The following is a 26,215-nucleotide window of genomic DNA, read 5'->3' as shown; positions in this document are numbered from 1 at the left end:
GCCTACGCCGCTCCCGCCCCCGTCAGCGCCCGGACCTCGCTCTCGGCGTGCTTGGCCTCGTCCGGCTCCTCGCGCGAGGTGACCGTGCCGAGCCAGCCCGCCAGGAAGCCGAGCGGGATCGAGACCAGCCCCGGGTTCTCCAGCGGGAAGAGCTGGAAGTCGACGCCCGGAAAGAGCGACGCCCGGCTGCCCGAGACGACGGGTGAGACCAGGACCAGGGCGACGGCCGGGACGAGGCCTCCGTACACCGCCCAAACGGCTCCCCGGGTCGTGAAGTTCCGCCAGAACAGCGAGTAGAGCAGCGCCGGCAGGTTGGCCGACGCGGCCACGGCGAAGGCGAGGCCGACGAGGAAGGCCACGTTGAGGTTCTGCGCGAGGAGGCCGAGTGCGATGGCGACCGCGCCGATGGCGGCGGCGGCGACCCGGGCGACGGCCACTTCGCCGTACTGCTTGCGGCCCGGACGCCGGAGCGAGGCGTAGAGGTCATGGGCGACGGAGGCCGAGGAGGCCAGCGTGATGCCCGCGACGACGGCGAGGATCGTGGCGAAGGCGATCGCGGCGACAAGGGCGAAGAGAACCGTTCCGCCGGTGGACCCCTCACCGCCGCCGAGGTCGAGGGCCAGCAGCGGTACGGCGGTGTTGCCGGCGCCGTTCGAGGAGCGGACCTCGGCGGAGCCGACCAGGGCGGCGGCGCCGAAGCCGAGCACGATCGTCATCAGGTAGAAGCTGCCGATGAGGCCGATGGACCAGACGACGGACCGGCGCGCGGCGCGGGCGGTGGGCACGGTGTAGAAGCGCGCCAGGATGTGCGGCAGCCCCGCCGTGCCGAGGACGAGGGCCACACCGAGGCTGATGAAGTCGAAGCGCGCGGTCCAGTCGCCGCCGTAGCGCAGGCCGGGTGCGAGGAAGTCCTTGCCGTGGCCGCTGCGTTCCGCGGCGGTGTTCAGCAGGCTGTTGACGTCACCGCGGAAGTGGACCAGGACGAGCACCGTGAGCGCGACGGCCCCGCCCATCAGCAGTACGGCCTTGACGATCTGGATCCAGGTGGTGGCGCGCATCCCGCCGAAGGAGACGTAGATGACCATCAGCGCGCCGACGCCGACCACGGTCCACGTCCGGGCCGCCTCGCTCGTCCCGCCGAGCAGCAGGGCCACCAGGGAGCCCGCGCCGACCATCTGGGCGACCAGGTAGAGCACGGAGACGGTGACGGAAGAGGTGCCGAGCGCGGTGCGGACCGGGCGCTCGGCCATCCGGGCGGCGACCACGTCGGCGAGGGTGTACCGGCCGCAGTTGCGGACGAGTTCGGCGACCAGCAGCAGGACCACCAGCCAGGCGACCAGGAAGCCGACCGAGTAGAGCATGCCGTCGTAGCCGAAGAGCGCGATCAGCCCGGAGATGCCGAGGAAGGAGGCGGCGGACATGTAGTCGCCGGCGATGGCGAATCCGTTCTCCATCGGCGAGAAGAGGCGTCCGCCGGCGTAGAACTCCTCCGCGGAGCCCTGCCGGTTGCGGCTGACCCAGGTGGTGATGAAGAGCGTCACCGCGATGAACGCGCAGAACAGCAGCAGGGCGAGTGTCTGGTGGTCGCCTCTCAACGTCCCCGCCCTCCCGTCGCCTGCTGGGCGGCGCCTCGCGTCAACTCCTGTGTGTCCCATCGCAGATCGAGCGCCGCCCGGTCCCTGCGCAGCCGCGCGTGACGGGCGTACGCCCAGGTCAGCAGGAAGGTGGTGAGGAACTGGCCGAGGCCCGCCACCATCGCCACGTTGACCGCTCCGACGACCGGTCGGGCCATCAGCGCGGGCGCGGTGGTGGCCGCGACGACGTACGCGAGGTACCAGAGGAGGAAGGCGAGCGCGGCGGGCGCCACGAAGCGGCGGTAGCGGCGGCGCACCTCACGGAAGGCCTCGCTCCGGTGCACCTCCAGGTAGATCTCGGCCGCGCTGGGCCGGGGTTCTCCGGGGCCGGGCAGGCCGTCCGCCGCGCCTTCCGCCTCGTCCCAGCCCGCGGCCGACGCCTCGTACCACGGGTCGTCGGGCCGCACTCCCGCGACGGCCGGCCCTGCATCCTTCTCCACCGAGCAACTCCCTTGTCCACGGACCTTTTCGGCCGCGTGGCCCACGATGGGTGGTGGAGGAGGACCCCGGGTGCGTCATTCGCCCGAATTCACCTCTTCAGGTGACAGAGACCTTGAACGCGGGCGGCCCCCCCCCACCCGGTGGTCCGGGAGGGCGGGGGCCGCGACGAGCCGGTAGGGCTTCCCTACGCGTCGATGCGCGAGCGGTCCAGGGTCGCCGCCGAGCTGGTGATGAACTCCTTGCGGGGCGCGACCTCGTTGCCCATCAGGAGGTCGAAGACCTGCTCGGAGGATTCCAGGTCCCCGATGTTGATCCGGCGCAGCGTGCGGTGGCGCGGGTCCATCGTGGTCTCGGCCAGCTGGTCGGCGTCCATCTCACCGAGGCCCTTGTAGCGCTGGATGGACTCCTTGATGCGCACGTTCTTGCGCTGGAACTCCAGCAGCGTCTGGCGCAGCTCGTTGTCCGAGTACGTGTAGACGTACTTGTCCTGGCCCTTCTTCGGCTGGACCAGCTCGATCCGGTGCAGCGGCGGCACGGCGGCGAAGACCCGTCCGGCCTCGACCATCGGGCGCATGTAGCGCTGGAAGAGGGTCAGCAGCAGCGTACGGATGTGGGAGCCGTCCACATCGGCGTCGGTCATCATGATGACCTTGCCGTACCGCGCGGCGTCGATGTCGAAGGTCCGGCCGGACCCGGCTCCTATGACCTGGATGATGGCGCCGCACTCGGCGTTCTTCAGCATGTCCGAGACGGACGACTTCTGGACGTTGAGGATCTTGCCGCGGATCGGCAGCAGCGCCTGGAACTCGCTGTTCCGCGCCAGCTTGGCGGTGCCGAGCGCCGAGTCGCCCTCGACGATGAAGAGCTCGCTGCGCTCCACGTCGTCGCTGCGGCAGTCGGCGAGCTTGGCCGGCAGCGAGGAGGACTCCAGCGCGGTCTTGCGGCGCTGGGCGTCCTTGTGCTGGCGCGCCGCGATCCGCGTACGGGCGGCGGCGACGGCCTTCTCCAGGACCGCGCGGGCCTGCGCCTTGGCGTCCCGCTTGGTGGAGGTCAGGAACGCCTTCAGCTCCTTGGCGACCACGGCGGCGACGATCCGGTTGGCCGCGGAGGTGCCGAGCACCTCCTTGGTCTGCCCCTCGAACTGCGGCTCCGCCAGCCGTACGGTGACGACGGCGGTGAGCCCTTCGAGGGCGTCGTCCTTCACCACGTCGTCCTCGGCGACCCGGAGCAGCTTCTGGGAGCGGAGCGCCTCGTTCACCGTCTTGGTCAGCGAGCGCTCGAAACCGCTGACGTGGGTGCCGCCCTTGGGGGTGGCGATGATGTTGACGAAGGAGCGGACGGTGGTGTCGTAACCGGTGCCCCAGCGCAGCGCGATGTCGACGCCGAGTTCGCGGGTGACCTCGGTCGCGGTCATGTGGCCGCGGTCGTCGAGGACCGGGACGGTCTCCTTGAAGGTGCCCGTGCCGGTCAGCCGCTGGACGTCGCAGACGGCCTTGTCCTGCGCCAGGTACTCGCAGAACTCGCTGATGCCGCCGTCGAAGCGGAACGTCTCCTCCGTCTTGCCCTCGCCGTCGAGACCGCGCTCGTCGCGGACGACGATGGTGAGGCCCGGGACGAGGAAGGCGGTCTGGCGGGCCCGCTGGTGGAGCGTCTCCAGGTTGAGCTTGGCGTCCTTGAGGAAGATCTGCCGGTCCGCCCAGTACCTGACCCGGGTACCGGTACGGGTCTTCGGGACCCGCTTGCCCTTGCGAAGGCCGTTGGCCGGGTCGAAGGGGCTGTCGGGGCCCTGCTCGGTGAACATGCCGGGGACGCCGCGGCGGAAGCTGATGGAGTGGGTCGCGCTGTTGCGGTCGACCTCGACGTCCAGGCGGGCGGAGAGGGCGTTGACCACGGAGGCGCCGACGCCGTGGAGGCCGCCGGAGGCGGCGTAGGAGCCACCGCCGAACTTGCCGCCGGCGTGCAGCTTGGTCATGACGACCTCGATGCCGGAGAGGCCGGTCTTGGGCTCGACGTCCACGGGGATGCCGCGTCCGTTGTCCCGGACCTCCACGGAGGCGTCGTCGTGGAGGATGACCTCGATCTGGTCGCAGTGACCGCCGAGGGCCTCGTCGACGGAGTTGTCGATGATCTCCCAGAGACAGTGCATGAGGCCACGGCTGTCGGTGGACCCGATGTACATACCGGGGCGCTTGCGGACCGCCTCAAGCCCCTCGAGGACGAGAAGGTGCCGCGCGGTGTAGTTGGAGCTGTCCCGGTCGCCGCCTGCTGCGGTCAGCATCGCGGTGGACGGCACGGACGTTTCGGCGGTCACGCGGTTCGCTCCTCGCTGAATTTCATCTGGGCCCTTGGTGGGTATCACGGTCGGCTTCGGTTGCCGCTGAGAGCCTACAGAGGCCTGGTAGAGCGGTTGTAACGCCACCCTCGGGGAATCCTCATGCTAGACGAGCACCATCCGGGCTCGCATGGATGTTCGATCATTCGTCGGAGTGACGTGCACATCACGTTCCCTTCGAGGCATGAACCATTTAGGCTCCGGGCACGTCCTCATGAACACACCGGCAAGCCGGCCGGCGGGACCCACCCCCAAGACAAGCAATGCGAAACCGTAGCGCTCCGCATACGGCACATTCGCCGCCAACCGGCAACTGACAGCCATCCCGAGAAGAAGTTTCGAAGAAAAGCCACGAGCGGGAACGTTTTCGGCCTGGTTGGATGTTGACCCTGGTACGACAGCTCGTCGAGCTAGAGAAGAGGCGACGTGACTACTGTTCTGACCCCCGCGAGCCCGCTGACCGCAGCAGACCGCTGTGACCGTTGCGGCGCCCAGGCCTATCTGCGCGTCGTCCTGATCAGCGGCGGTGAACTGCTCTTCTGCGCCCACCACGGGCGCAAGTTCGAGCCGGAACTCAAGAAGATCGCCGCGGAAATACAGGATGAGACGGATCGGCTCACCGCCGTGCAGGCGACCGCCGACGAGGACCAACACTGACACCTCGCATCCACGACGAGCCAGGGGCCGGTCCAGGACCGGCCGACGGGCGGCACTCCCCACCGGGGGTGCCGCCCGTTCTCGTGTTCTCCGGCAGGCCTCGGCGACCCGCTCGACCGCTCAGATGCGGCCCTCGGCCCACTTCACGGCGGCCGAGACCCGGGTGTACACCCCGGGGCTGCCCGCCCGCCCGCAGCCGCTCCCCCAGGACACCAGGCCGATGAGCCGCCCACGGGCCACCAGCGGCCCGCCGCTGTCGCCCTGGCACGCGTCCCGCCCGCCCCTCGGATCGCCCGCACAGAGCATCCCTGAGGCGTCGTACGTGCCCTCCCTGCCGCCCGGGTAGGCCCGGGCACACTCGGCGTCCGGCAGGACCTGGACCCGGGCGGAGCGCAGCACGGAGGCGTACGTACCGGCTCCCGTCGTGTCGCCCCACCCGTAGACCGCCGCACCCGTCCCGGCCCGGTACGCCTCGTCCCCGGCCCGCGCCATCGGGATGACACTGCTCCTCGGCAGCGCGCGGGAGAGGGTCAGCACCGCGAGGTCTCCGGAGTTGGTGTCGGGGTCGTACGCCGGATTGACCCAGACCGTCCGGACCGGGATCTCCTGACCGGCGGTGTCGCTCAGCCGGTCCCGCCCGGCGATGACGCGCAGGTCCCGCACCCGGCTCACCGGTCCGCCGAGGGCCTCTTCACCCAGACAGTGGGCGACCGTCAGGATCTTCGTGGGCGCCACGGCGACGCCGCCGCAGAACTGGCCCGAGCGCGCTCCGCCGAACCGCTCCCGGCTCGACAGGGCCACCGCCCACGGGCTGTCCGCCACCGGGGCGGGCTGTCCGCCGACGACGATGCTGTCGGCGGCGGCCGGGAGCGGGGCCGCGAGCGGCGCCACGGCGGCCGCGGCGGTCAGGGCGAGGAACCCGGTCAGGGTACGGACGACGGGACGGGGCATGAAGGCTCCTGACACTGAGGTGGCAACGGTCCGCCCAGCGTGATCCAGCCCGTACGCCTGCGCACCCGCGGACACGCCGGAGGGCCCGGATCCCCTGCGATCCGGGCCCTCCGGCGGTGAATCTTCCGCCCTGTGTTCTAGTCCAGGTAGTCGCGCAGGACCTGCGAACGCGACGGGTGACGGAGCTTCGACATCGTCTTCGACTCGATCTGACGGATGCGCTCACGCGTCACGCCGTAGACCTTGCCGATCTCGTCCAGCGTCTTCGGCTGGCCGTCGGTGAGACCGAAGCGCATCGAGACCACGCCGGCCTCACGCTCGGAGAGCGTGTCGAGCACCGAGTGCAGCTGCTCCTGGAGGAGCGTGAAGCTGACCGCGTCCGCCGGGACGACGGCCTCGGAGTCCTCGATCAGGTCACCGAACTCGCTGTCGCCGTCCTCGCCGAGCGGGGTGTGCAGCGAGATCGGCTCGCGACCGTACTTCTGGACCTCGATGACCTTCTCCGGGGTCATGTCGAGCTCCTTGGCCAGCTCCTCCGGGGTGGGCTCACGGCCCAGGTCCTGGAGCATCTGGCGCTGGACGCGCGCGAGCTTGTTGATGACCTCGACCATGTGCACCGGGATACGGATGGTGCGGGCCTGGTCGGCCATGGCGCGGGTGATCGCCTGACGGATCCACCAGGTGGCGTACGTGGAGAACTTGTAGCCCTTGGTGTAGTCGAACTTCTCGACCGCGCGGATCAGACCGAGGTTGCCCTCCTGGATCAGGTCCAGGAAGAGCATGCCGCGGCCGGTGTAGCGCTTGGCCAGGGAGACCACCAGGCGGAGGTTGGCCTCCAGGAGGTGGTTCTTGGCGCGGCGGCCGTCCTCGGCGATGATCTCCAGCTCGCGCTTGAGCTTCGGCGCGAGCTTGTCGGCGTTGGCGAGCTTGTCCTCGGCGAAGAGACCGGCCTCGATGCGCTTGGCGAGCTCGACCTCCTGCTCGGCGTTGAGGAGCGGAACCTTGCCGATCTGCTTGAGGTAGTCCTTGACCGGGTCGGCGGTGGCGCCGGCGACGGCGACCTGCTGGGCAGGTGCGTCGTCCTCGTCGTCGTCGGAGAGGACGAAGCCCTTGTTCTCGCCCTCGCCCTCCTCCTCCTCGCCGCCCTTGCCTGCCTTGACCTCTTCGACGGCCTCGTCACCGTCGAGCAGCTCGTCGTCCTGCTTGCCGGACTTCTTCGCCGCTGTCTTCTTGGCCGCTGTCTTCTTCACGGCGGTCTTCTTGGCAGCCGTCTTCTTGGCTGCCGCCTTCTTCGCGGGGGCGGCCGCGACGGCGTCGTCGGCCACCGCGTCCGCGCTCTCGGCCGCCGGGGCGGCGGTGGCCGCGACGGTCCTCGTCACGGTGGTCTTCGCCGCGACAGTCTTGGTGGCGGTGCGCTTGACCGGGCTCTTCGCTGCGACGCTCTTGCGGGCGCGCTTCGGCGACTCCGCGGCACTGACCATCAGCGTCACACCCTCTTCCTCGAGGATCTGGTTGAGGCTGCGCAGAACGTTCTTCCACTGGGTTGGCGGAATCTGGTCAGCCTCGAAGGCCCGACGCACGTCATCGCCGGCGATCTGCCCATCAGCCTTTCCCCGCTCGATGAGCGCCATCACAGACTCGGACTCGGCGATCTCCGGCGGGAGCGTACGGGATGTGCTGGCCGACACGAACAACCTCTCGGAACGATGGAAACGGCTTCCGGCCCTGCCCTGGGGAGGGCTGGAACCGACGACCGTCGACTGGGGATGTCGCCGACGGCGCGGGTTTGGCCTCAGAACTGAAACAGCGCGCCCAAGGGCTGCTGTATTCCTTCCGCGGCGGTCACCTCTTAAGTCATCGCGCTGCTTCGAGGAGTGTTACGCCCAATCCGCGTGGCCCGAGTCACACCCCATTCGGGACGAACCGTGCCAGGGCAGGCATCATCTCCTCATCATTGTGCCGCCGGACCCGTGCGGTCCGGCGGCACAGGGCCTGTCCACCCCGGCCGTGGACCGGTCAGTGCTGCTCGCGAGGCGCGGGAACCACGCGCTCCACGTCGGGGTGGACGACGAGCAGTTGGCGCATGGCCGTCTCGGCGCCCGCGGAGTCGCCCGAGGCGAGGGCGTCGACGATGCGCGCGTGGTGGGCGAGCGAGGCGTCACCCGGGCGGTCGCAGCCGGTGACCGGGCCGCCGGAGACGTGCAGGGCGGCCGAGACGATGCCGGAGAGGTGTTCGAGCATCCGGTTGCCCGCGGCCTGGATGAGCAGGGCGTGGAATTCGGCGTCGGCACGGGAGAAGGTGATCGCGTCCCCCTGTCCCATCGCGTGCCCCATGATCTCCACCATGTCGCCGAGGCGCTGCTGGAGGTCCTCCCGGCCGTGGCCGGCGGCGAGGCGAGCGGCGAGCGGCTCGATGGTCCAGCGCAGCTCGGCGAGCTCACGGCGCTGGTCGTCGCGCTGCGGGCCGAAGGCGCGCCATTCGATGATGTCGGGGTCCAGCAGGTTCCAGTCACTCACCGGACGGACCCGCGTACCGACATTGGGACGCGCGCTGACCAGCCCCTTGGCCTCCAGGACACGCAGGGACTCGCGTACGACGGTACGGGAGACCTCGAAGCGCTGGCCGATCTCCTCGGGGACGAGGGGGCGGTCCGCGCCGAGGTCGCCGGAGACGATCATCTGGCCGAGCTGCTGGACGAGTTGGCCGTGCAGGCCGCGTCCGCGGCTGGCCGCTCCCCGCCGGCTCGCCCGCCCCAACTCGGAATCGGAACCGCCCCAGGGCCGGGCCGCGGCGCGCTCGCCGGCCGGCGCCTCCGCATAGGGATAGCGATCGAGTTCGCCCGAGCCGGCCAGGCCGGAGTCGGCGGAGCGGGCGGCGGTCATCATGGTGTGCGCAAGGGTACTCACGCATCCTTTGTCGGCGTGGCCCGTCCACCCCTTGAGGTCTTTGGTGAAAAGCACACGAAAGGGTGATCGGCGCTCACGCCGCAATTGACGCCATATACGCATGAACCCGGCATTTCCTAGGGAGTTGCGGGCTCCCCTCCTCGACGTCGGTCCGCAGTGATCACCAACGCACCTTTCCGCGAAGACTGGTGAACAGATACGCACAGATCAGGGCCGACAACGACAGGGTGAGCGCAGCGCCCACGGGCTGCGCGACCACCCGCGCGACGGCCAGGACCCAGCGGTCGGCCTCCTGCGGCAGCTGCCACCAGGCCAGTTCGCGCAGCCTGCCCGGAAGTCCGGTGACCGAACGCGCGGACGGGGCCTCGAACACCTTCTGCACCAGCGGAACCACCAGCACCGGAACGGCCAGCACGGCGGCGATCCCGGCCCCGGCCACCCGGAAGACGCCCGCCGCCAGCAGCCCCGCCCAGGCGCAGCCCACCGTCAGGCAGGCCCAACTCGCTCCGAGCGCGACGGCATTGGTCGGCACGGTGATCAACTCCGGCCCGTAGAAGAGCCGGAGGGCCTGCGCGCCGCCGACGATGGCGAGCGAGGCCAGCAGGAGGGCGAAGCCGGCGGTCACCGTCAGCTTGGCCAGCAGCAGGCCGATCCGCCGGGGCACGGTGCCGCGTCCGGCGGCGAGCGCCGGGTAGCGGAACTCGTCGCCGAAGGAGAGCGCGCCCAGGATGCCCGCGCCCAGGGCGGCGGGAGGCAGCGGCAGCAGCTCGGGCCAGGCGGCGAGTGCGCGCGGCAGGGGCGTGGAGCCGGTGCGGGCGAGCAGGACGGAGAGCGCGGCGGAGACGAGGAGCACGGACGCCATGATCATGGTCGTCGTCCGTACGCCGAGGGAGCGCCGCAGCTCGTAGCGGAGCGGGCGCAGCGGGCCGCGTGCGGGGCGGGCGCGGATGGGCGGCGGCAGTTCGGAGAGGGCGGCGGCGGAGGGCTGCCGGGTCTCGCCGGTGTCCGGCGGCGGGGCGGCGGGGCCGGTGTCACCGATCTCGTCGGCGAGTTGGTGGACCGGGACGCCGTGCCGGAAGGCGGTGTCCCCGACCTCGGCGCAGGAGGAGCCGTACACGGTGAGCCGGCCGTTCGGCTCGGGGACCACCTCGACCGAGCGCCGCGCGGCGCGGGCCTCTCTGCTGACGACCGCGGCGAGCCGGGCCGCGTGCGGGGTGCGGACGGCGACGCGGGGGCGGAGGCGGGTGCGCGCGAAGTCGGCGACCTCCTGGTCCGCGACGAGCCGGCCGCCGTCGACGGTGACGACGTGATCGGCGGTGCGGGCGGCCTCCTTGGGGTCGGCGGTGGCGTACAGGACGGTTCCGCCCTGCGCCGCGTGGGCCCGCAGCAGCCCGTACAGCCAGCTGTTCTCGCGCGGGGAGAGGCCTTCCGCCGGTTCGTCCAGGACGAGGGTGTGCGGGTCGCCGAGCAGGGCGGAGGCGAGGCCGAGCCGGCGGTCCATCCCGACCGACAGGGTGCCGAGCCGCTGGTCCCCGAGCCCGGCGAGGCCCACGACCTCGAGCATCTCGTCGGCCCGGGTCGCGGGCGTTCCGGCGGCCGCGCAGAGCATCCGGAGCTGGCCGCGGGCCGTACGGGACGGATGCCCCGGTACGTCGCCGAGCAGCACGCCCACCTCGCGGGCCGGGTGGGCGATGCGGTGCAGCGGCCTGCCCCGGAAGTAGGCGACGCCCCGGCCGGAGTCGAGTTCCAGCATCAGCCGCAGGGCCGCGGTCTTGCCCGAACCGGGGGCGCCGAGCAGAGCGGTGACGCGGCCGGGCGGAGCCTCGAAGGTCAGGTCGTCCACGGCGGGCGGAGCGGCGCGACGGGGTGTGCTGGTGAGTCCGATGGCCTGGAGCATCGCTTCTCTCGCGTTCTCTCACGGAAGGTGAGACCGCTCGGCGGCAGAGGGGTACCGCAGCAACATAACGCGACATTTCCGACTTTTCGTGCAGCAGCAGACCCCGGGTCTTCCGCACTCCCCCGGCTGCCGACAGGCGCCGTCGTCAGACCTCCGGCCGCAGCATCGGCGGATTGAGCACGGTGGCGGCACCGGCCCGGAACAGCTGCGCGGGCCGGCCGCCCTGTCGTGTGGTGGTCCCGCCGGAGGGCACCAGGAACCCGGGAGTGCCGGTGACCTTGCGGTGGAAGTTACGGGGGTCGAGGACTACGCCCCACACCGCCTCGTACACCCGGCGCAGCTCTCCGACCGTGAACTCCGGCGGGCAGAACGCGGTGGCCAGCGAGGAGTACTCGATCTTGGAGCGGGCGCGCTCCACACCGTCGGCGAGGATCCGCGCGTGGTCGAAGGCGAGCGGCGTCGCCTGCTCGCCCTCCCTGAGCAGATCCTCCACGGGCGCCCAGCGCGCGCTGTGCGCGTCCCCGCCGGCCCGGGGCGCGGGCAGATCCGGCGCGAGGGCGAGGTGGGCCACGCTGACGACCCGCATCCGGGGGTCCCGTGCGGGGTCCCCGTAGGTGGCCAGCTGTTCGAGATGCGCACCGTTGCCGACGGCCGGCTTCGCCGGATCGTGGGCGCACAGCCCCGTCTCCTCGACGAGCTCCCTCGCCGCCGCGGATCCGAGATCCTCATCGGCCCTGACAAAACCGCCGGGCAGCGCCCACCGGCCCTGGAACGGGGTCTCCCCACGGCGGACCACCAGCGCGCAGAGCGCGTGACGGCGCACCGTGAGCACGACCAGGTCCACGGTGACGGCGAAGGGCGGGAAGGTCGACGGGTCGTAGGGCGGCATGACGTGATCATAGTCGTCTGCCTGACGATAAACACTCCCTTCGGGCACTCCGGTGATCAGGGGAGCCGGGTGCGCGGGTGGACGCGTGGGGAGCCGGGGGCACGGCACCGCACCCGCCCGCACCCCGGCCCGCCAACGCGCCGGCCCACCGACCTCAGCGCCGCGTCCCCGTGCCCCGCCTGCCGTAGCGCCGGACGTCACGCGGCCGGCGTCCGGGCATCGCACCGTGAGGGCCGGTGCGGGCGGTAGCGGGCGCCGGTGTGCTTCCCTGCGCGTTCGTCGTCCGGCGGCCACTTCCGCGCCGCCGTGAGCGGTTCGCCGCCGGCCTGACGCTGCGGACATGCAGGGCGGGGCCCCTTACGGCGCCCGCACCGGCCTCCTCGGCGGCCGGGGCCGTCGCATCGGAGCCCGTAGCGTCACCGCGCAGGCAGCGGCGCAGGGTCTCCGGGTCCAGGCCCTCGTTGCAGGCCCGGTGCAGGAGTTGCGCGAACGTGTACTCCGGGTCCGCGCGCAGGGCCATGGACAGCGCGACCCGTGCGCCGGGCTCGTCGCCGGTGGACCAGGAGACCCAGCCCGCCAGGGTCAGCGGAGCCGCCGCGTGCTCGCCGTACGGACCGACGCAGCGGCGGGCGAGTGTCCGCCACAACCTCAGCGCGCGGTGGCCGTCGGGGCCTTCCATCCAGGCCGCCGCCTTGTCACGGGTCTCCCGGTCCTGGAGGCCGAGGATGACGGCGGCGGCCTCGTCCTCGGTGATCAGCCGGTCGTCCCCGGAGTCGGAGACGGCTTCCGGCGCGGACCGCGACCGGCCGAGGCGGCCCATGAGTGCGTGGGCGAGCGTGAGGGTCTCCTCAGCCGCCTGGGCTTTCGCGCTCTCGTCCAGGATCCTCGGGACCAGCGAAGCCGCGGCCCGGTCCAGCGCCTGCAGCTGTGCGAATGTCTCGTCCGGCTTCTGCCGGGGCGCGAGCCGCGCCTCCATCTCCCGCAGCGTCCCCCGCACGTGGACCCCCGCGTACGTGGCCGCCGCGGCCATCACCGTCGTACCGGGCATGGCCAGGGGCTTTCCGTCGGGCGGGCAGCACCGGGTGTCGGGGCAGCAGTAGGACCAGTACCGGCCGTCCGAGATGCAGAGCGCTTCGAGGACCGGCACGTCGAGCGCCCCGCACGCCGTGCGCAGGCTCTGGGCGAACGGCCGCAGGCGCTCCATGGTCGCAGGGCCGCTCCCACCGTCCGGCGAATCCTGGCAGAGGAAGATCAGAATCGCGTCGGGCCGCCCGCCGCGCCGCTCGCTGCCCGAGATCAGGCTCTCCGCCAGCTGCTCGGCGACCGGCCCCCATTCACCGGGCGCCCGCGGAATGCCGAGCCGGAGACGGCCGCCGAACCGGCCGCGGCCTCCGTGCAGGGCCACCATCACGACGCTGTCGTCGGGGTGGAAGCCCATCAGATACGGGAGGGCGTCGGCGAGTTCGGCGGGGCCGCGCAGAGTGATCTGCTGACCGTCGGAGGGGCTGGTGGATTCCTGGTGCTTGTTCATGACTCGAAGGTCCCGCGGTCCGCCGGATCCCGCGACCCCTGTGGATAACGTTATCCACAGGCACGCCACGCCGTTCGCGGTTTGTGGTCGTCATCGGGTTGCATGGGGGGATGACCAACGCAGATCGCGCAGCACTCAGGGCTTCGGCCGACTCCGTCCTCGCCCGCCTCGTCGGGGATCCCACGGGTGAGGCCAGGCTGCGCGAGGACCAGTGGCTGGCGATCGAGGCGCTCGTCGCCGACAAGCGCCGGGCGCTGGTCGTGCAGCGCACCGGGTGGGGCAAGTCCGCCGTCTACTTCGTGGCGACCTCGCTGCTGCGCGCGCAGGGCGGCGGCCCGACCGTGATCGTCTCGCCGCTGCTGGCGCTGATGCGCAACCAGGTCGCGGCGGCCGCGCGGGCGGGGATCAGCGCCCGCACGATCAATTCGTCCAACACGGAGGAGTGGGAGAGCGTCCAGGACGAGGTGGCGGCCGGTGAGGTCGACGTCCTGCTGGTCTCCCCCGAGCGGCTGAACAATCCCGATTTCCGGGACCAGGTGCTGCCCCGGCTCGCGGCCGCGACCGGGCTTCTGGTGGTCGACGAGGCGCACTGCATCTCCGACTGGGGCCACGACTTCCGCCCGGACTACCGACGGCTGCGGACCATGCTCGCCGATCTCCCGGCCGGCGTTCCCGTGCTCGCCACCACCGCCACGGCCAACGCACGCGTGACGGCGGACGTCGCGGAGCAGCTGGGTACGGGCGCGGGCACGGACGCGCTGGTCCTGCGCGGTCCGCTGGACCGGGAGAGCCTGAGTCTCGGCGTGCTGCAACTGCCCAACGCCGCGCACCGGCTGGCCTGGCTCGGCGACCACCTCGGCGAGCTGCCCGGTTCCGGGATCATCTATACGCTGACGGTCGCGGCGGCCGAGGAGGTCACGGCCTACCTGCGGCAGAACGGGCATCCGGTCGCCTCCTACACCGGCCGGACGGAGAACGCGGACCGGCAGCAGGCCGAGGACGATCTGCTGGCCAACCGCGTCAAGGCGCTCGTCGCCACCTCCGCGCTGGGCATGGGGTTCGACAAACCCGACCTCGGTTTCGTCGTGCACCTGGGCTCGCCCTCCTCCCCCATCGCCTACTACCAGCAGGTCGGCCGCGCGGGGCGCGGGGTCGAGCACGCCGAGGTGCTGCTGCTCCCCGGCAAGGAGGACGAGGCGATCTGGCAGTACTTCGCCTCGGTCGCCTTCCCGCCGGAGGAGCAGGTGCGCCGCACCCTGGACGTTCTGGCCGGCTCGGAGCGGCCGCTCTCCCTGCCGGCGCTGGAGCCCTTGGTCGACCTTCGGCGGACGCGCCTGGAGACGATGCTCAAGGTGCTGGACGTCGACGGTGCGGTGAAGCGGGTCAAAGGCGGCTGGATCTCCACGGGCGAGCCGTGGGTCTACGACTCCGAGCGGTACGCCTGGGTCGCCCGGCAGCGGGCCGCCGAGCAGCAGGCCATGCGGGACTACGCCACCACGACGGCGTGCCGGATGGAGTTCCTGCGGCTGCGGCTGGACGACGAGGAGGCCACCGCATGCGGGCGCTGCGACAACTGCGCGGGCGCCCGCTTCGACGACAAGGTCTCCACCGCGGCCCTGGACGGTGCCCGCAACGAGCTCGGCCGGCCAGGGGTGGAGGTGGCACCCCGCAAGATGTGGCCCACCGGTCTGTCCGCGGTGGGCGTCGACCTCAAGGGACGTATCCCCGCCGGTGAGCTCTCCTCCGCCGGACGGGCGCTGGGCAGGCTCTCCGACATCGGCTGGGGCAACCGACTGCGCCCGATGCTGGCGGCGCAGGCACCGGACGCGCCGGTGCCGGACGATGTCACCGACGCCGTGGTCACCGTGCTCGCGGACTGGGCCAAGGGCCCCGGCGGCTGGGCCACCGGCGCGCCCGACGCCGCTCCCCGGCCGGTCGGTGTGGTCACCGTAGCCTCGCGCCGCCGGCCGCAGTTGGTGGAGTCGCTCGGCCGGCGCATCGCCGAGATCGGCCGGATGCCGCTGCTCGGGACGGTGACGTACGCGCCGGGCACCGAGGATCTGACGATGTCGCAGACCAACAGCGCACAGCGGGTGCGGGCCCTGCACGAGGCGCTGACCGTCGAACCGGATCTGGCGCGGGCGTTGGAGTCCGCGGGCGGTCCGGTCCTGCTCGTGGACGACCTCTCCGACACCGGCTGGACGCTGGCCGTCGCCGCGCGGCTGCTGCGCCGGGCCGGAGCTCAGGGGGTGTGTCCGCTGGTCCTCGCGGTTCAGGGGTGACGGGAGGCGTCATCCGGCCGGAGCTGGGCAGGGATATCAGTAGCATTCCGGCCGATACCCGTCAGCGTCGCCAATTGCTCGTTGCCGCCCGCCGATGCGCCAGGAAGAATTGGTATCGCTCCCCGCACAGTTCTCGTCGGGCCCGGTAGGGCTGTGCCGCGGCGCGCCCTCACTCGACCCTGCCCGCACCATGGGCGCGTAGCGAAGGGAGGACCATGACCTTCGGATTCGCCCCGTCCTCAGCCACTTCGATATCGGCGTTCTCGACCCCACCGGGTGGAGGGGACTCCGTCAACCGCCTTGCCCGGCTGCTCGAACCCGCCGAGTGGGCCTCTGCGGGCATCCCGCTGCTGAGCAATCCCCGCGAGGTCGTCAGCGGGCTGCACTCCCGCCACCGGCCGACGCCGGCCACCGCCGTGGTCGCGGTCCTCGATCACGAGGAACGGCTCACGGCGAGCGCCTCGTTCACGCGGCGGGACAGTGCGGCGGCGGACGGCTGGGACTTCCGCAACGCTCTGCTCGCGCAGCTGCGGCGGGTCATCCCGCACGATCTGCGCCGCCGCACTCCGGTGCGTACGGCCGTACTTCTCTACTGCCGTGACGGCGACGAGCGGTGGACCGAGGAGGACGGTGCGTGGATGTGGGGGCTGCGGGACGCCTGCACGTTGCACGGGCTGCGGTGCGGTGCGTACATCACGCTGACCGGCGGCGGCTGGCAGGTGCTCGGCGAGGGGCGCGGCGGACGGCGGCCCAGCTCGTTGTCGGAGCCGGCCCCGCTGGCCGACCTCGTGGCCGAGCAGCAGCCCACGCTGACGCGGACCGGTGGCGGCTCGGCCGAGGCGCTGCGCCGCTCGGCCGCCCGGTGAGCGGAGAGCACTTCACGCGCTGAGCCCCGGCCGCCGTCACGGGCGGCCGGGGCTCCTCGGTTCGAACGGGTCCGGCGGTTCAGACACCGGCGCTCGAACCGGTGCGTCGGTTCAGACGCCGGCGCCGAGTGCGGCGTTGACCGTCTGCGGGTCTCCGCAGACGATCAGCAGCGTGGTGGCGCGGTCACGGGCGACGGGCAGCGCGCGGGTGACGGTGTCACCGGCGTCCCCGTTGACCGCCACGACGACCACGGGCCGGGGCTTGGCCCGGTCGACCGCGGAGGCGTCCGCGAAGAAGACGTCGTCGCCCGCGTCCTGCTGGCCCCAGTAGGAGGCCTCGCCGAAGGACAGCTCGTGGGCGGCCCACGGGTGCTGCTCGCCGGTGGTGAGGACCAGGATGTCGCCCGGCGCGCGGCCGGACTCCAGCAGCAGGTCGACCGCTTCCTCGGCCGCGTCGAGGGCTCCGCCGGCCGGGGCCGGGATCAGCTGGAGCTGCGGCCCGGAACGATTCTCCGGCCGGCTCGGAACGCCCTGGGGCGCCGCGGGCGCGGGTACGGGTGCGGGGTGTGCGCGCTGTGCCGGAGGCGTGGGGCGCGCGGGGCCGGGGCCCGGACGACCGGGACGCGGCGTGGCCGCGGAACGCGGACCTGGTACGGGACGGGGGGTCGGCGCGGTTCGGCCGGCGGCCGGGGTGACGCGGGGACCCTGGGCACTCTCGTGAATCTGAGGCTCCTGGAGGAAGAGAGGCAGGATGGTGGTCTGTCGTGGGCCGACGTCATCGGTCGGCATCGCTGGTGGGCGCCTGCGCGCGGTCAGAATTCGAAGCCGAGCTGGCCCCCGCTTTCGAGTGCGGCCGCCTCGGCGGAAAAACGGACCTTCTTCAGGTGCTGCCACCGGGGCAACGCGTCAAGATACGCCCAGGAGAGGCGGTGATGACGCGTGGGCCCCCGCTCCTCCAGTGCGGCCCGGTGCACCGGCGAGGGATATCCCGCGTTGGCGCCGAAGGCGAAGTCCGTGTACTCCTCGGACTCGCCGCCCAGTTCGGCCATCATCCGGTCGCGGTACACCTTGGCGATGACCGAGGCGGCCGCCACCGCGATGCAGGACTGGTCGCCCTTGATGACCGTACGGACCTGCCAGGGAGCGCCCAGGTAGTCGTGCTTGCCGTCGAGTATCACCGCGTCCGGCCGGACCGGCAGGCCTTCCAGGGCACGTACGGCGGCGAGCCGGAGGGCGGCGGTCATGCCGAGGTCGTCGATCTCCTCGGGAGAGGCGTGGCCCAGGGCGTGGGCGGTGACCCAGCTCTCCAGGACGGGCGCGAGCTCGGCACGCCGCCGGGGCGTCAACAGCTTGGAATCGGTGAGGCCTTCGGGCGGTCGGCGCAGGCCGGTGACCGCGGCACACACGGTGACGGGTCCGGCCCACGCCCCGCGTCCGACCTCGTCGACACCGGCAACGGTCCTGGCGCCGGTGGTAGCGCGGAGCGAGCGCTCGACGGTGTGCGTGGGTGGTTCGTACGGCATGGCGCCAGCCAGCGTACGCCGAGAGCGACGGCAGCAACACCCCGGGGCATCGCGCACACCGAGATTCGGCCACCGGGCCCGGCCCGGGGCCGGATCAGTAGGGGTCGTAGTCGTCGTGGTCCTGCTCGTAGCCGCCCCGCTCGCCCTCCCGTACGCCGTCCGTGCCCAGCCCGTAGCAGGTGTCGCGCCCGTTGGTGGCGGGACGCTCGCGGAGGATCGCCCGCGCCCGCGCCTCGCCCCAGCTGGTGGCGTACCAAGGGGAGTCGGAGGTGTGCAGCTCGCGCTGGATGACCCGGAGCGCGCAGGAGCGCTGCGGTTCCGGCAGTCTGTCGAGAGCGGGTACGGCGTCGGCGGAGAGGTCCTTGAGGTAGTCGATGTCGATCGAGGTGCGGTCGTCCCGGAAGCGCTGGACGTTCTGTTCGGCGACCACCGCGTCCGGGGAGACCAGTCCGAAGGCGAGGACGGCGGCCCCGGCGCTGACCGCGATCGCGCGCGGCAGGAACCTGGCGCCGAAGACCCCGGCGGCCAGGATCAGGACGAACACGGCGCCGAGCCAGAGTTCCATCGCCGCCACGGAGATCCGCAGCCGGGTCAGCCCGTATTCGTCGACGTACAGGTCCATGCGGCGCAGGGCGGAGGCGACGACGACCAGGGTGAGCACGCAGAGGGTGCCGAGGACGGCGCGGACCAGCGTCCGGTCCCGGCTGCCTCCGCGCGGCGCCCAGCGCAGGGCCAGGGCGATCACGAGGAGGGTGAGCAGGGTGGCCCAGAGCAGCTGCCAGAAGCCCTGGCGGGCGTACTCGGCGTGGTCGAGGCCGGTCTGCTCCCGCACCTTGTCGTAGCCGCCGAGGAGGACGACGAGCTGCAGGGTGATGAACGCGGCGAAGAGCAGGTTCAGGACGATGAGCGGAAGTGCCCATTCCGTACGTCCCCGGGGCTTGCCCGGCGTGACGGTGAGACCGTCCCACCGCACGGGTGCGGCGGCGGTCCGCGCGGCGGCCAGCGCGCCCAGGAGCCCCACGAGGAAGAGGAACGTCCGCCACGGGCCGTCGACGATCGACACATCAGGGGTGAGCCGGCCCAGCAGGTCGGCGAAGGCGGCGTCGGCGCTGGCGAAGAGCGTCCCGAACACCACGAGGAGCCCGAGGGCCACGGCCGTGGTGCGTACGGCGGAGCCCCAGCGCCCCCGCGAGCCGTCGGCCCGCTCCCGTACCCCGCGCCAGCCCCACCGGGCACCCGGCACGACCGACTCCAGGGTGCCCACGGAGCCGAGCAGGACGCCGGGCCACGTCCGGCTTCCGTGCAGCGCGAGCGAGCCCAGGGCGAAGGCCGAGACGACCGCCAGGAAGGCCGGCCAGCCCGCGTCCCGGAGCGCGGGCACCACGAGCAGCGCGAGACCGCCGACGGCCCACGTGGCGGTCCACGGACGCGGTCGGCGGCCCGCGGCCCGTGCGGCGAAAGCTGCGGCCAGGGCGGCGGGCACGGCGACGATCAGGAGGTTCACGCCGAGGCCGTCGCCGAGGAGGAGCGCGCTGAGTACGGCAGTGGCCAGGGCCGCCCAGAGCACGGCGGGCCGGACCAGCGGCGGCGCGGCCGGACGGAGCTTGGCCGTCGCGCCGGGGCCCTTGACGGGCGGCCGCCAGGGCTGACCGGGCTGCCAGGTCTGCTGCGCGCCTCGGTCCGGCTGCCGTTGGGCGTGGAGGTAGGCGGGCGTGGCGGAGGGCTCGGTGGCCGCCGGTGGCACCTGCTTCGCAGGCGTCGGTTCCGTAGGCTTCGCATCCGCGGGCGTCCGCTCCGGAGCCACTGACCGCGAAACCGGCGGGCCATCGGCCGCCTGGCCTGACGCCTCGGACGACGCGGGCCCCCCGCTCGCCTCTGACGGTCGTTCGGACATGGGACCCCTCCCCCACCGGCACCCGCGCACGCCCGCAGGCGGCGCGTCGGCCCGGCATCTCATTCGGCGCGCACCCGCGGAGGTCGACCGGCGAAGATCGACCAGGGGCGGCGTGGCGAAAGGTTAATCCCGAACCGGTGTTCGCGAACACTCAGAGTGAGGGCTGTGGCAGGACCGTGACAGACGGTCGGCCCACCACCGGATCCATACGGTCAGTGGTGCCCACCGGATCCGTACGGTCAGTGGTGCCCACCGGATCCATACGGTCAGTGGTGCGCCGGGAGCAGCCAGCCGGGCGGTTCCTCCGTCTGCGCCAGCCAGTCGGCCGGCGGCGCACCGGCCGGACCGGCGGCGACGACTCCGCCGACGATGGCGCAGGTGGTGTCGACGTCGCCGCCCGCCTGGGCCGTCAGCCAGAAGGCCGCCTGGAAGTCGCCGAGGTTCCTGGCCGCCGACCAGAGGGCGAACGGCACGGTGTCGTGGGCGCTGGTCCGGCGGCCGTTGCCGAGGACCGCGGCGACCGTACCGGCGTCCTGGTAGTCGAGCATGTCGCGGGCCCTGCGCAGCCCGGCGCCGACCGCACTGCGGGGCACGAGCGCGATGACGCCGTCGAGCAGCGCCTCGGGCGTCGGCGGACCGTCCGGGGCCGCGGCGAGCGAGGCGGCGGCCGCGACGGCCATCGCCCCGACGACGGCCTCACGGTGCTGGTGCGTGGTGTACGAGGAGATCTCGGCCTGGTGGGTGGCCTGCTCCGGATCGTCCGCGTACCAGGCGCCGAGCGGCGCGATCCGCATGGCCGAACCGTTGCCCCACGACCCCTGCCCCTTGAAGAGCGCCGAGGCCAGCTCGCGCCAGTCGCCACCCTCCCGTACGAGCCGGAGCAGCCGGTTCACGGCCGGCCCGTAGCCGCGGTCGAAGTCGTGGTGCTCGGCGAAGGAGTGCGCGAGCGCGTCCTGGTCGATACGGCCGTGGGCGGCGAGCACGGCCACGACCGAGGCCGCCATCTCGGTGTCGTCGGTCCACTGCCAGAGGCCGGGCGGCAGGCGGCGCTGTTTGAGCAGCGGGTAGTTGACCGGGACGAAGAACTGGGAGCCCAGGGCGTCTCCCACGGACAGGCCACGCAGGCTGGCCAGGGCGCGTTCGAAGCGCCGCTCGGAAGCAGAATCAACGGTCATCGCACAGCCACTCTATCCGGTACGGCCGTACGGTTCCGGGGTGCGCCAGTGCTGGAAGGGCCGGTCGAGGGTGTAACGGCCGTTCTCGCCGAGGAGCAGGGTCCGCGCCTCGCCGTTGCCCGGGTTGGAGAGCGATTCGAACTCGGCGACCGACCAGTGGAACCAGCGCATGCAGAACAGCCGCATGGTCAGGCCGTGCGTGACGAGCAGGACGTTCTCGGGGTGGTCCGACTCCTCGAAGCTGCGGTGCAGGCTCTCCAGGAAGGCGCCGACCCGATCGTAGACGTCGGCGCCGGACTCGCCTTGGGCGAAGCGGTAGAAGAAGTGGCCGTAGGCGTCCCGGTAGGCCTTCTGGAGCCGCACGTCGTCGCGGTCCTGCCAGTTGCCCCAGTCCTGCTCCCGCAGCCGGGGCTCCTCGCGGACCCGGACCCGTGCGGGGTCGAGGCCGAAGGCACGGAAGGTCTCGTGGGTGCGCCGGTAGGGCGAGATGTAGACGCTCACCCGCTCGTCGCCGAACTGCTCGCGCAGCCGCGCCCCGGTCTCCTCGGCCTGCCGCAGGCCCTTCGCGGTGAGCCGTAGCGCGTGGTCGGGCTCCCGCTCGTACACCGTGTCGTCGGCGTTGCCCTCGGACTCGCCGTGACGGACGAGGACTATGCGCTGCGGTCGTGCCATGCACCGACCCTAGGTGGTGTGCGGCGATCACGCGTGCCCTGCGGGCATCAGGCGCGGCCCCGCAGATGACGCGCGATCCCGAAGATCACACGTGATCCTGTGGATCACGCGTACCCCGTGGAGAGCGCCGTCAGACCGTCCAGGACGGTTCCAGCTCCACGACGTCCCCCGTCAGCGCGGCCACATCCGTCTCGGTCTGCGCGCGGGCCGCCAGCCGCTGGGCGCCGTCGGCGCGGTACTTGCCGCGCTCGGCGCTCGACTTCCACATGGAGAGCACGAGGAACTCGTTGCCGGGCGCCTCGCCGAAGAGCCCGCGCACCATGCCGGGGGAACCGGCCATCGCCGGGTTCCACACCTGCTTCTGCATCAGCACGAAGTGCTCGGCCCGGTCCTCGTGGACGCTGCTGTGCGCGACCCGGACGACGTCCGCCTCCGCGAAGTGGGGCTCGAAACCGGTCTTCACATCGAAGCGGCGCTCGAAGAGCATGACCTGCATGTCACGGAAGGTGCCCGCCTGCCCGGTCGCCGGGCCTTCGTGTCCGCGGGCCATGAACGAGTCGTAGAAGACGCGGTTCTCCCAGAACGCGAAGACATGGGCGACATCGGGGCGTGTTCGGCTCCACCCGCCGCTCTGCCCTCTGAACCCCGGCTCGCCGAGCAGCCCCGCCCACTTCCGCTGTCCCCGCTCGAAACCATGACGGTCCACCACGGAACAGCGAATCCACTTCACCAGCACCGCGCCATCGTACGGGGCGGAACGTGGCCGGGGTCACGGTCGCCCGCGAGGCCCGTCCCCCGGCGCATGGCCCGATTCCGTCGTCCGCCGCAGGGGCAGTTGGCGGCGCGGCCCGTTCCGTACATGATCGGGTGAATCGGATGATGAGAACGGTCCAGGGACCGTCGGCCAGGAGGGGAAGTCCGGTGAGCACTCCCAACAAGGACATCGAGAAGGTCGAAGTACGGATCAAATGGGATCCCAGCCCGCACGGTGAACCGGACGTCGACCTGGACATCATCGCGGCGACCTATCCGGCGGACGCGCCGTACGGCGGCCCCGCGTACCTGGTGCACTTCGACAGCCGCTCGCCGGACGGCACCATCACGCTGAACCGGGACAGCAGGACGGGCCAGGGGTTCGGCTTCGACGAGGTCATGACGATCGAGCTGGGCCGGCTGGCGGACCGGTACGGGCGGGTGGTCGTCGGCGTCGCCATCCAGCAGCGCGAGGGGCGCAAGACCTTCGGCGAGGTCGGCTCCACCGCGGTGCAGATCCGGGAGGGCTACACGAACCTGCTGGAGGACGACTTCACGGGCGTCGCCCCGTCCACGGCGGCGGTGGTCGCGGAGTTCTCCCGTACCGGTTCGGGACCGTGGGTGTTCCGCCCGGACGTCCGCGGCTTCGACGCCGATCCCGACGCGTTCGCCGCGGTGATGGGGAACCGCGACACCGGAGCCTGAACCGCATCGGCGAGTTCCGGCCAACCCCGCGTGAGTGCGTGACGAAGGGGACCGGCCTCGGGCCGGTCCCCTTCTGTCAGCTACCGCTCAGCCGGATGTCAGCTGCAGCCGCTGGTCGAGCCGCAGCCCTCGCAGATGTAGCAGGAGCCGGCGCGCTGCATCTTCGTACCGCAGGAGAAGCAGAGCGGGGCGTCCGCGCTGATGCCGAGCTGCATCTCGACCAGCTCGGCCGAGGTGTGCGCCGTCGCCGGAGCGGGCTTCTCGGCGGACTCGCGGGGAGCCGCCACCGCCTTCAGCTCGGGCTGGACCGGGGCCGACTGGGCGAGGCTCTCGGAGTCCACGCCGTCCGCCTCGAAGGACGCCTCGTACGAACCGGTGTCGAGGTGGCGCTGACGCTCCTCGGCGGAGTGGATGCCGAGGGCGGAGCGGGTCTCGAAGGGCAGGAAGTCGAGCGCCAGGCGGCGGAAGATGTAGTCGACGATCGACTGCGCCATCCGCACGTCCGGGTCGTCCGTCATACCGGCCGGCTCGAAGCGCATGTTCGTGAACTTCGAGACGTACGTCTCCAGCGGGACGCCGTACTGCAGACCGACCGAGACGGCGATCGAGAAGGCGTCCATCATGCCCGCGAGGGTCGAGCCCTGCTTGGACATCTTCAGGAAGACCTCGCCGAGACCGTCGTCCGGGTAGGAGTTGGCGGTCATGTAGCCCTCGGCGCCGCCCACCGTGAAGGAGGTGGTGATGCCGGGACGGCCCTTGGGGAGGCGCTTGCGGACCGGGCGGTACTCGACGACCTTCTCGACCGCCGTACGGATGGTCTCCTCGGCCTTCGCGGTGACCTCTTCCTTCTCCTTCTCCTTGGTCTTGGCGGAGAGGGGCTGGCCGACCTTGCAGTTGTCGCGGTAGATCGCGAGCGCCTTGACGCCCAGCTTCCAGGCCTCGAAGTAGACCTCTTCGACGTCCTCGACGGTGGCCGTCTCGGGCAGGTTGACGGTCTTGGAGAGCGCGCCGGAGATCCACGGCTGGATGGCCGCCATCATCCGGACGTGGCCCATGGCGGAGATGGAGCGCTCGCCCATCGCGCAGTCGAAGACCTCGTAGTGCTCGGTCTTCAGGCCCGGCGCGTCGATCACGTTGCCGTTCTCGGCGATGTGGGCGACGATCGCCTCGATCTGCTCCGGCTGGTAGCCCATGCGGCGCAGGGCCTGCGGGACCGTGCCGTTGACGATCTGCATCGAGCCGCCGCCGACCAGCTTCTTGAACTTGACCAGGGCGAGGTCGGGCTCCAGGCCGGTGGTGTCGCAGGACATCGCGAGACCGATGGTGCCGGTGGGCGCGATGACCGAGGCCTGCGCGTTGCGGAAGCCGTTCTTCGCTCCGAGACGGATCACGTCCTGCCAGGCCTCCGTCGCGGCGGCCCAGACGGGCGAATCCAGGTCGTCGACGTGGATCGCCTTGGCGTTGGCGTCGGCGTGCTGCTTCATGACGCGCTGGTGCGGCTCGGCGTTGCGGGCGTAGCCGTCGTACGGGCCGACGACCGCGGCCAGCTCGGCGGAGCGCTTGTAGGAGGTGCTGGTCATCAGCGAGGTGATGGCACCGGCCAGGGCGCGGCCGCCGTCGCTGTCGTACGCGTGGCCGGTCGCCATCAGGAGGGCGCCGAGGTTGGCGTAACCGATGCCCAGCTGACGGTAGGCGCGGGTGTTCTCGCCGATCTTCTGCGTCGGGAAGTCCGCGAAGCAGATCGAGATGTCCATCGCGGTGATGACCAGCTCGACGACCTGGGAGAAGCGCTCAGACTCGAAGGACTGGTTGCCCAGGCCGTCGTCCTTGAGGAACTTCATCAGGTTGAGCGAGGCGAGGTTGCACGAGGTGTTGTCCAGGTGCATGTACTCGCTGCACGGGTTCGAGCCGTTGATCCGGCCGGACTCCGGGCAGGTGTGCCAGGCGTTGATGGTGTCGTCGTACTGGATTCCGGGGTCGGCGCAGGCCCAGGCGGCCTCGGCCATCTTGCGGAAGAGGGACTTGGCCTCGACCTCTTCGATGACGTCGCCGGTCATCCGGGCGCGGAGCCCGAACTTGGAGCCCGCCTCGACGGCCTTCATGAACTCGTCGTTCACGCGGACCGAGTTGTTGGCGTTCTGGTACTGGACGGACGTGATGTCGTCGCCGCCCAGGTCCATGTCGAAGCCCGCGTCACGCAGGGCGCGGATCTTCTCCTCCTCCTTCACCTTGGTCTCGATGAAGGCCTCGATGTCGGGGTGGTCGACGTCGAGGATGACCATCTTGGCCGCACGGCGGGTGGCGCCGCCGGACTTGATGGTTCCGGCGGAGGCGTCGGCACCGCGCATGAAGGAGACCGGGCCGGAGGCGTTGCCGCCGGAGGAGAGCAGTTCCTTGGAGGAGCGGATACGGGAGAGGTTCAGGCCGGCGCCGGAGCCGCCCTTGAAGATCATGCCCTCTTCCTTGTACCAGTCGAGGATCGACTCCATGGAGTCGTCGACGGCCAGGATGAAGCAGGCGGAGACCTGCTGCGGCTGGGGCGTTCCGACGTTGAACCAGACCGGGGAGTTGAAGCTGAAGACCTGGTGCAGGAGGGCGTACGCCAGCTCGTGCTCGAAGATCTCGGCGTCCGCGGGAGAGGCGAAGTAGGCGTTCTCCTCGCCGGACTTCCGATACGTCTTCACGATCCGGTCGATCAGCTGCTTGAGACCGGTCTCGCGCTGCGGCGTGCCGACCGCACCGCGGAAGTACTTGCTGGTGACGATGTTGACCGCGTTCACCGACCAGAAGTCGGGGAACTCGACGCCACGCTGCTCGAAGTTGATCGAGCCGTCGCGCCAATTGGTCATGACGACGTCACGGCGCTCCCATGCCACCTCGTCGTACGGATGCACGCCGGGGGTGGTGTGGATGCGCTCGATACGCAGACCCTTGCTCGCCTTGGTGCCCTTGGTGCGGGAACCTCGTGCCGGGCCGCTCGCCGTCTCTGTCATGCCGCCTCCCATATGTGGGCAAAAACGCCCTGAAGTGCCCAGTTCTTCCCAGGCACAGTGTGTGTCCGTTGTCCCACGGGCCGCGCTCGGCCACGGGAACAGGTCCTGAAGCG

Annotated in this window: 20 protein-coding genes; 4 read left to right on the top strand and 16 right to left on the bottom strand. The window is 71.5% G+C overall.

Annotated features, from left to right (window positions below; genetic code table 11):
* Positions 1 to 2 precede the first annotated feature (2 nt).
* The 3 genes from ACIRR8_RS26945 to ACIRR8_RS26935 form a co-directional block, all read right to left on the bottom strand.
* On the bottom strand, positions 3 to 1,595 hold the full coding sequence (locus ACIRR8_RS26945) for a cation acetate symporter (protein ID WP_404069598.1): 1,593 nt from the start codon (positions 1,593 to 1,595) through the stop codon (positions 3 to 5).
* The gene (locus tag ACIRR8_RS26940; protein ID WP_404069748.1) at positions 1,592 to 2,041 is read right to left on the bottom strand and encodes a DUF485 domain-containing protein; all 450 of its coding nucleotides are present in this window, start codon (positions 2,039 to 2,041) and stop codon (positions 1,592 to 1,594) included. Before ACIRR8_RS26940 ends, ACIRR8_RS26945 begins: the two co-directional genes overlap by 4 nt.
* A gap of 218 nt (positions 2,042 to 2,259) precedes the next feature.
* On the bottom strand, positions 2,260 to 4,386 hold the full coding sequence (locus ACIRR8_RS26935) for a type IIA DNA topoisomerase subunit B (protein WP_404069596.1): 2,127 nt from the start codon (positions 4,384 to 4,386) through the stop codon (positions 2,260 to 2,262).
* A gap of 447 nt (positions 4,387 to 4,833) precedes the next feature.
* Between ACIRR8_RS26935 and ACIRR8_RS26930 the strand changes: the two genes are divergently transcribed.
* The gene (locus ACIRR8_RS26930; RefSeq protein ID WP_018516290.1) at positions 4,834 to 5,064 is read left to right on the top strand and encodes a hypothetical protein; all 231 of its coding nucleotides are present in this window, start codon (positions 4,834 to 4,836) and stop codon (positions 5,062 to 5,064) included.
* A 120-nt stretch (positions 5,065 to 5,184) separates the two neighbouring features.
* Here the strand turns inward: ACIRR8_RS26930 and ACIRR8_RS26925 are convergent, their stop codons facing one another.
* The 6 genes from ACIRR8_RS26925 to ACIRR8_RS26900 all read right to left on the bottom strand — a co-directional run bounded on the left by ACIRR8_RS26925 (position 5,185) and on the right by ACIRR8_RS26900 (position 13,239).
* The gene (locus ACIRR8_RS26925) at positions 5,185 to 6,015 is read right to left on the bottom strand and encodes a serine protease (RefSeq protein ID WP_404069594.1); all 831 of its coding nucleotides are present in this window, start codon (positions 6,013 to 6,015) and stop codon (positions 5,185 to 5,187) included.
* A 137-nt stretch (positions 6,016 to 6,152) separates the two neighbouring features.
* Positions 6,153 to 7,703 carry an RNA polymerase sigma factor gene (locus ACIRR8_RS26920; RefSeq protein ID WP_404069592.1) on the bottom strand — a complete coding sequence of 517 codons (1,551 nt, stop codon included), beginning with the start codon at positions 7,701 to 7,703 and terminating at the stop codon, positions 6,153 to 6,155.
* Between the two features lie 328 nt (positions 7,704 to 8,031).
* The gene (locus ACIRR8_RS26915; protein ID WP_404069590.1) at positions 8,032 to 8,922 is read right to left on the bottom strand and encodes a FadR/GntR family transcriptional regulator; all 891 of its coding nucleotides are present in this window, start codon (positions 8,920 to 8,922) and stop codon (positions 8,032 to 8,034) included.
* A gap of 160 nt (positions 8,923 to 9,082) precedes the next feature.
* Positions 9,083 to 10,819: an ATP-binding cassette domain-containing protein gene (locus ACIRR8_RS26910; RefSeq protein ID WP_404069588.1), complete on the bottom strand. Its 1,737-nt coding sequence runs from the start codon at positions 10,817 to 10,819 to the stop codon at positions 9,083 to 9,085.
* Between the two features lie 145 nt (positions 10,820 to 10,964).
* The gene (locus ACIRR8_RS26905; RefSeq protein ID WP_109163229.1) at positions 10,965 to 11,708 is read right to left on the bottom strand and encodes an NUDIX domain-containing protein; all 744 of its coding nucleotides are present in this window, start codon (positions 11,706 to 11,708) and stop codon (positions 10,965 to 10,967) included.
* A gap of 154 nt (positions 11,709 to 11,862) precedes the next feature.
* Positions 11,863 to 13,239, bottom strand: a complete 1,377-nt coding sequence (locus ACIRR8_RS26900; RefSeq protein WP_404069586.1) for a DUF4192 domain-containing protein — start codon at positions 13,237 to 13,239, stop codon at positions 11,863 to 11,865.
* 110 nt (positions 13,240 to 13,349) lie between these two features.
* Between ACIRR8_RS26900 and ACIRR8_RS26895 the strand changes: the two genes are divergently transcribed.
* Positions 13,350 to 15,521, top strand: coding sequence for a RecQ family ATP-dependent DNA helicase (locus tag ACIRR8_RS26895; RefSeq protein WP_404069584.1), 2,172 nt, complete (start codon positions 13,350 to 13,352; stop codon positions 15,519 to 15,521).
* A 215-nt stretch (positions 15,522 to 15,736) separates the two neighbouring features.
* Entirely contained in the window at positions 15,737 to 16,387 is a 651-nt protein-coding gene (locus tag ACIRR8_RS26890) for a hypothetical protein (RefSeq protein ID WP_404069582.1), read from the top strand.
* A gap of 111 nt (positions 16,388 to 16,498) precedes the next feature.
* Here ACIRR8_RS26890 and ACIRR8_RS26885 read toward each other — a convergent pair whose 3' ends face one another.
* From ACIRR8_RS26885 to ACIRR8_RS26860, 6 genes are all read right to left on the bottom strand, one after another.
* Entirely contained in the window at positions 16,499 to 17,137 is a 639-nt protein-coding gene (locus tag ACIRR8_RS26885) for a hypothetical protein (protein WP_404069746.1), read from the bottom strand.
* A gap of 62 nt (positions 17,138 to 17,199) precedes the next feature.
* Positions 17,200 to 17,910, bottom strand: coding sequence for a ribonuclease HII (locus tag ACIRR8_RS26880; protein WP_404069580.1), 711 nt, complete (start codon positions 17,908 to 17,910; stop codon positions 17,200 to 17,202).
* Positions 17,911 to 18,004: 94 nt separating this feature from the next.
* Entirely contained in the window at positions 18,005 to 19,804 is a 1,800-nt protein-coding gene (locus ACIRR8_RS26875) for a DUF4153 domain-containing protein (protein WP_404069578.1), read from the bottom strand.
* Between the two features lie 266 nt (positions 19,805 to 20,070).
* Positions 20,071 to 20,979, bottom strand: a complete 909-nt coding sequence (locus tag ACIRR8_RS26870; protein ID WP_404069576.1) for an ADP-ribosylglycohydrolase family protein — start codon at positions 20,977 to 20,979, stop codon at positions 20,071 to 20,073.
* 12 nt (positions 20,980 to 20,991) lie between these two features.
* Positions 20,992 to 21,651 carry a histidine phosphatase family protein gene (locus ACIRR8_RS26865; RefSeq protein WP_404069574.1) on the bottom strand — a complete coding sequence of 220 codons (660 nt, stop codon included), beginning with the start codon at positions 21,649 to 21,651 and terminating at the stop codon, positions 20,992 to 20,994.
* A gap of 130 nt (positions 21,652 to 21,781) precedes the next feature.
* Positions 21,782 to 22,387, bottom strand: coding sequence for a YdbC family protein (locus tag ACIRR8_RS26860; RefSeq protein ID WP_404069572.1), 606 nt, complete (start codon positions 22,385 to 22,387; stop codon positions 21,782 to 21,784).
* 185 nt (positions 22,388 to 22,572) lie between these two features.
* On the opposite strand from ACIRR8_RS26860, the gene ACIRR8_RS26855 reads away from it, so the two are divergent.
* On the top strand, positions 22,573 to 23,109 hold the full coding sequence (locus ACIRR8_RS26855) for a TerD family protein (protein WP_404069570.1): 537 nt from the start codon (positions 22,573 to 22,575) through the stop codon (positions 23,107 to 23,109).
* A 98-nt stretch (positions 23,110 to 23,207) separates the two neighbouring features.
* Here ACIRR8_RS26855 and ACIRR8_RS26850 read toward each other — a convergent pair whose 3' ends face one another.
* The gene (locus ACIRR8_RS26850) at positions 23,208 to 26,102 is read right to left on the bottom strand and encodes a vitamin B12-dependent ribonucleotide reductase (protein WP_404069568.1); all 2,895 of its coding nucleotides are present in this window, start codon (positions 26,100 to 26,102) and stop codon (positions 23,208 to 23,210) included.
* Positions 26,103 to 26,215 lie beyond the last annotated feature (113 nt).

It is taken from the genome of Streptomyces sp. NPDC101178, from assembly GCF_044767965.1.
Lineage (GTDB): Bacteria > Actinomycetota > Actinomycetes > Streptomycetales > Streptomycetaceae > Streptomyces.
Note: the sequence above shows the minus strand (reverse complement) of the source record. Positions and strands in the feature narration are given on the sequence as shown.

Coding starts and splice junctions, on each gene's coding strand:
- ACIRR8_RS26900 (WP_404069586.1), bottom strand. CDS start 13,239: ATGAACAAGCACCAGGAATCCACCAGCCCCTCCGACGGTCAGCAGATC.
- ACIRR8_RS26865 (WP_404069574.1), bottom strand. CDS start 21,651: ATGGCACGACCGCAGCGCATAGTCCTCGTCCGTCACGGCGAGTCCGAG.
- ACIRR8_RS26870 (WP_404069576.1), bottom strand. CDS start 20,979: ATGACCGTTGATTCTGCTTCCGAGCGGCGCTTCGAACGCGCCCTGGCC.
- ACIRR8_RS26910 (WP_404069588.1), bottom strand. CDS start 10,819: ATGCTCCAGGCCATCGGACTCACCAGCACACCCCGTCGCGCCGCTCCG.
- ACIRR8_RS26850 (WP_404069568.1), bottom strand. CDS start 26,102: ATGACAGAGACGGCGAGCGGCCCGGCACGAGGTTCCCGCACCAAGGGC.
- ACIRR8_RS26895 (WP_404069584.1), top strand. CDS start 13,350: ATGACCAACGCAGATCGCGCAGCACTCAGGGCTTCGGCCGACTCCGTC.
- ACIRR8_RS26890 (WP_404069582.1), top strand. CDS start 15,737: ATGACCTTCGGATTCGCCCCGTCCTCAGCCACTTCGATATCGGCGTTC.
- ACIRR8_RS26875 (WP_404069578.1), bottom strand. CDS start 19,804: ATGTCCGAACGACCGTCAGAGGCGAGCGGGGGGCCCGCGTCGTCCGAG.
- ACIRR8_RS26880 (WP_404069580.1), bottom strand. CDS start 17,910: ATGCCGTACGAACCACCCACGCACACCGTCGAGCGCTCGCTCCGCGCT.
- ACIRR8_RS26905 (WP_109163229.1), bottom strand. CDS start 11,708: ATGCCGCCCTACGACCCGTCGACCTTCCCGCCCTTCGCCGTCACCGTG.
- ACIRR8_RS26925 (WP_404069594.1), bottom strand. CDS start 6,015: ATGCCCCGTCCCGTCGTCCGTACCCTGACCGGGTTCCTCGCCCTGACC.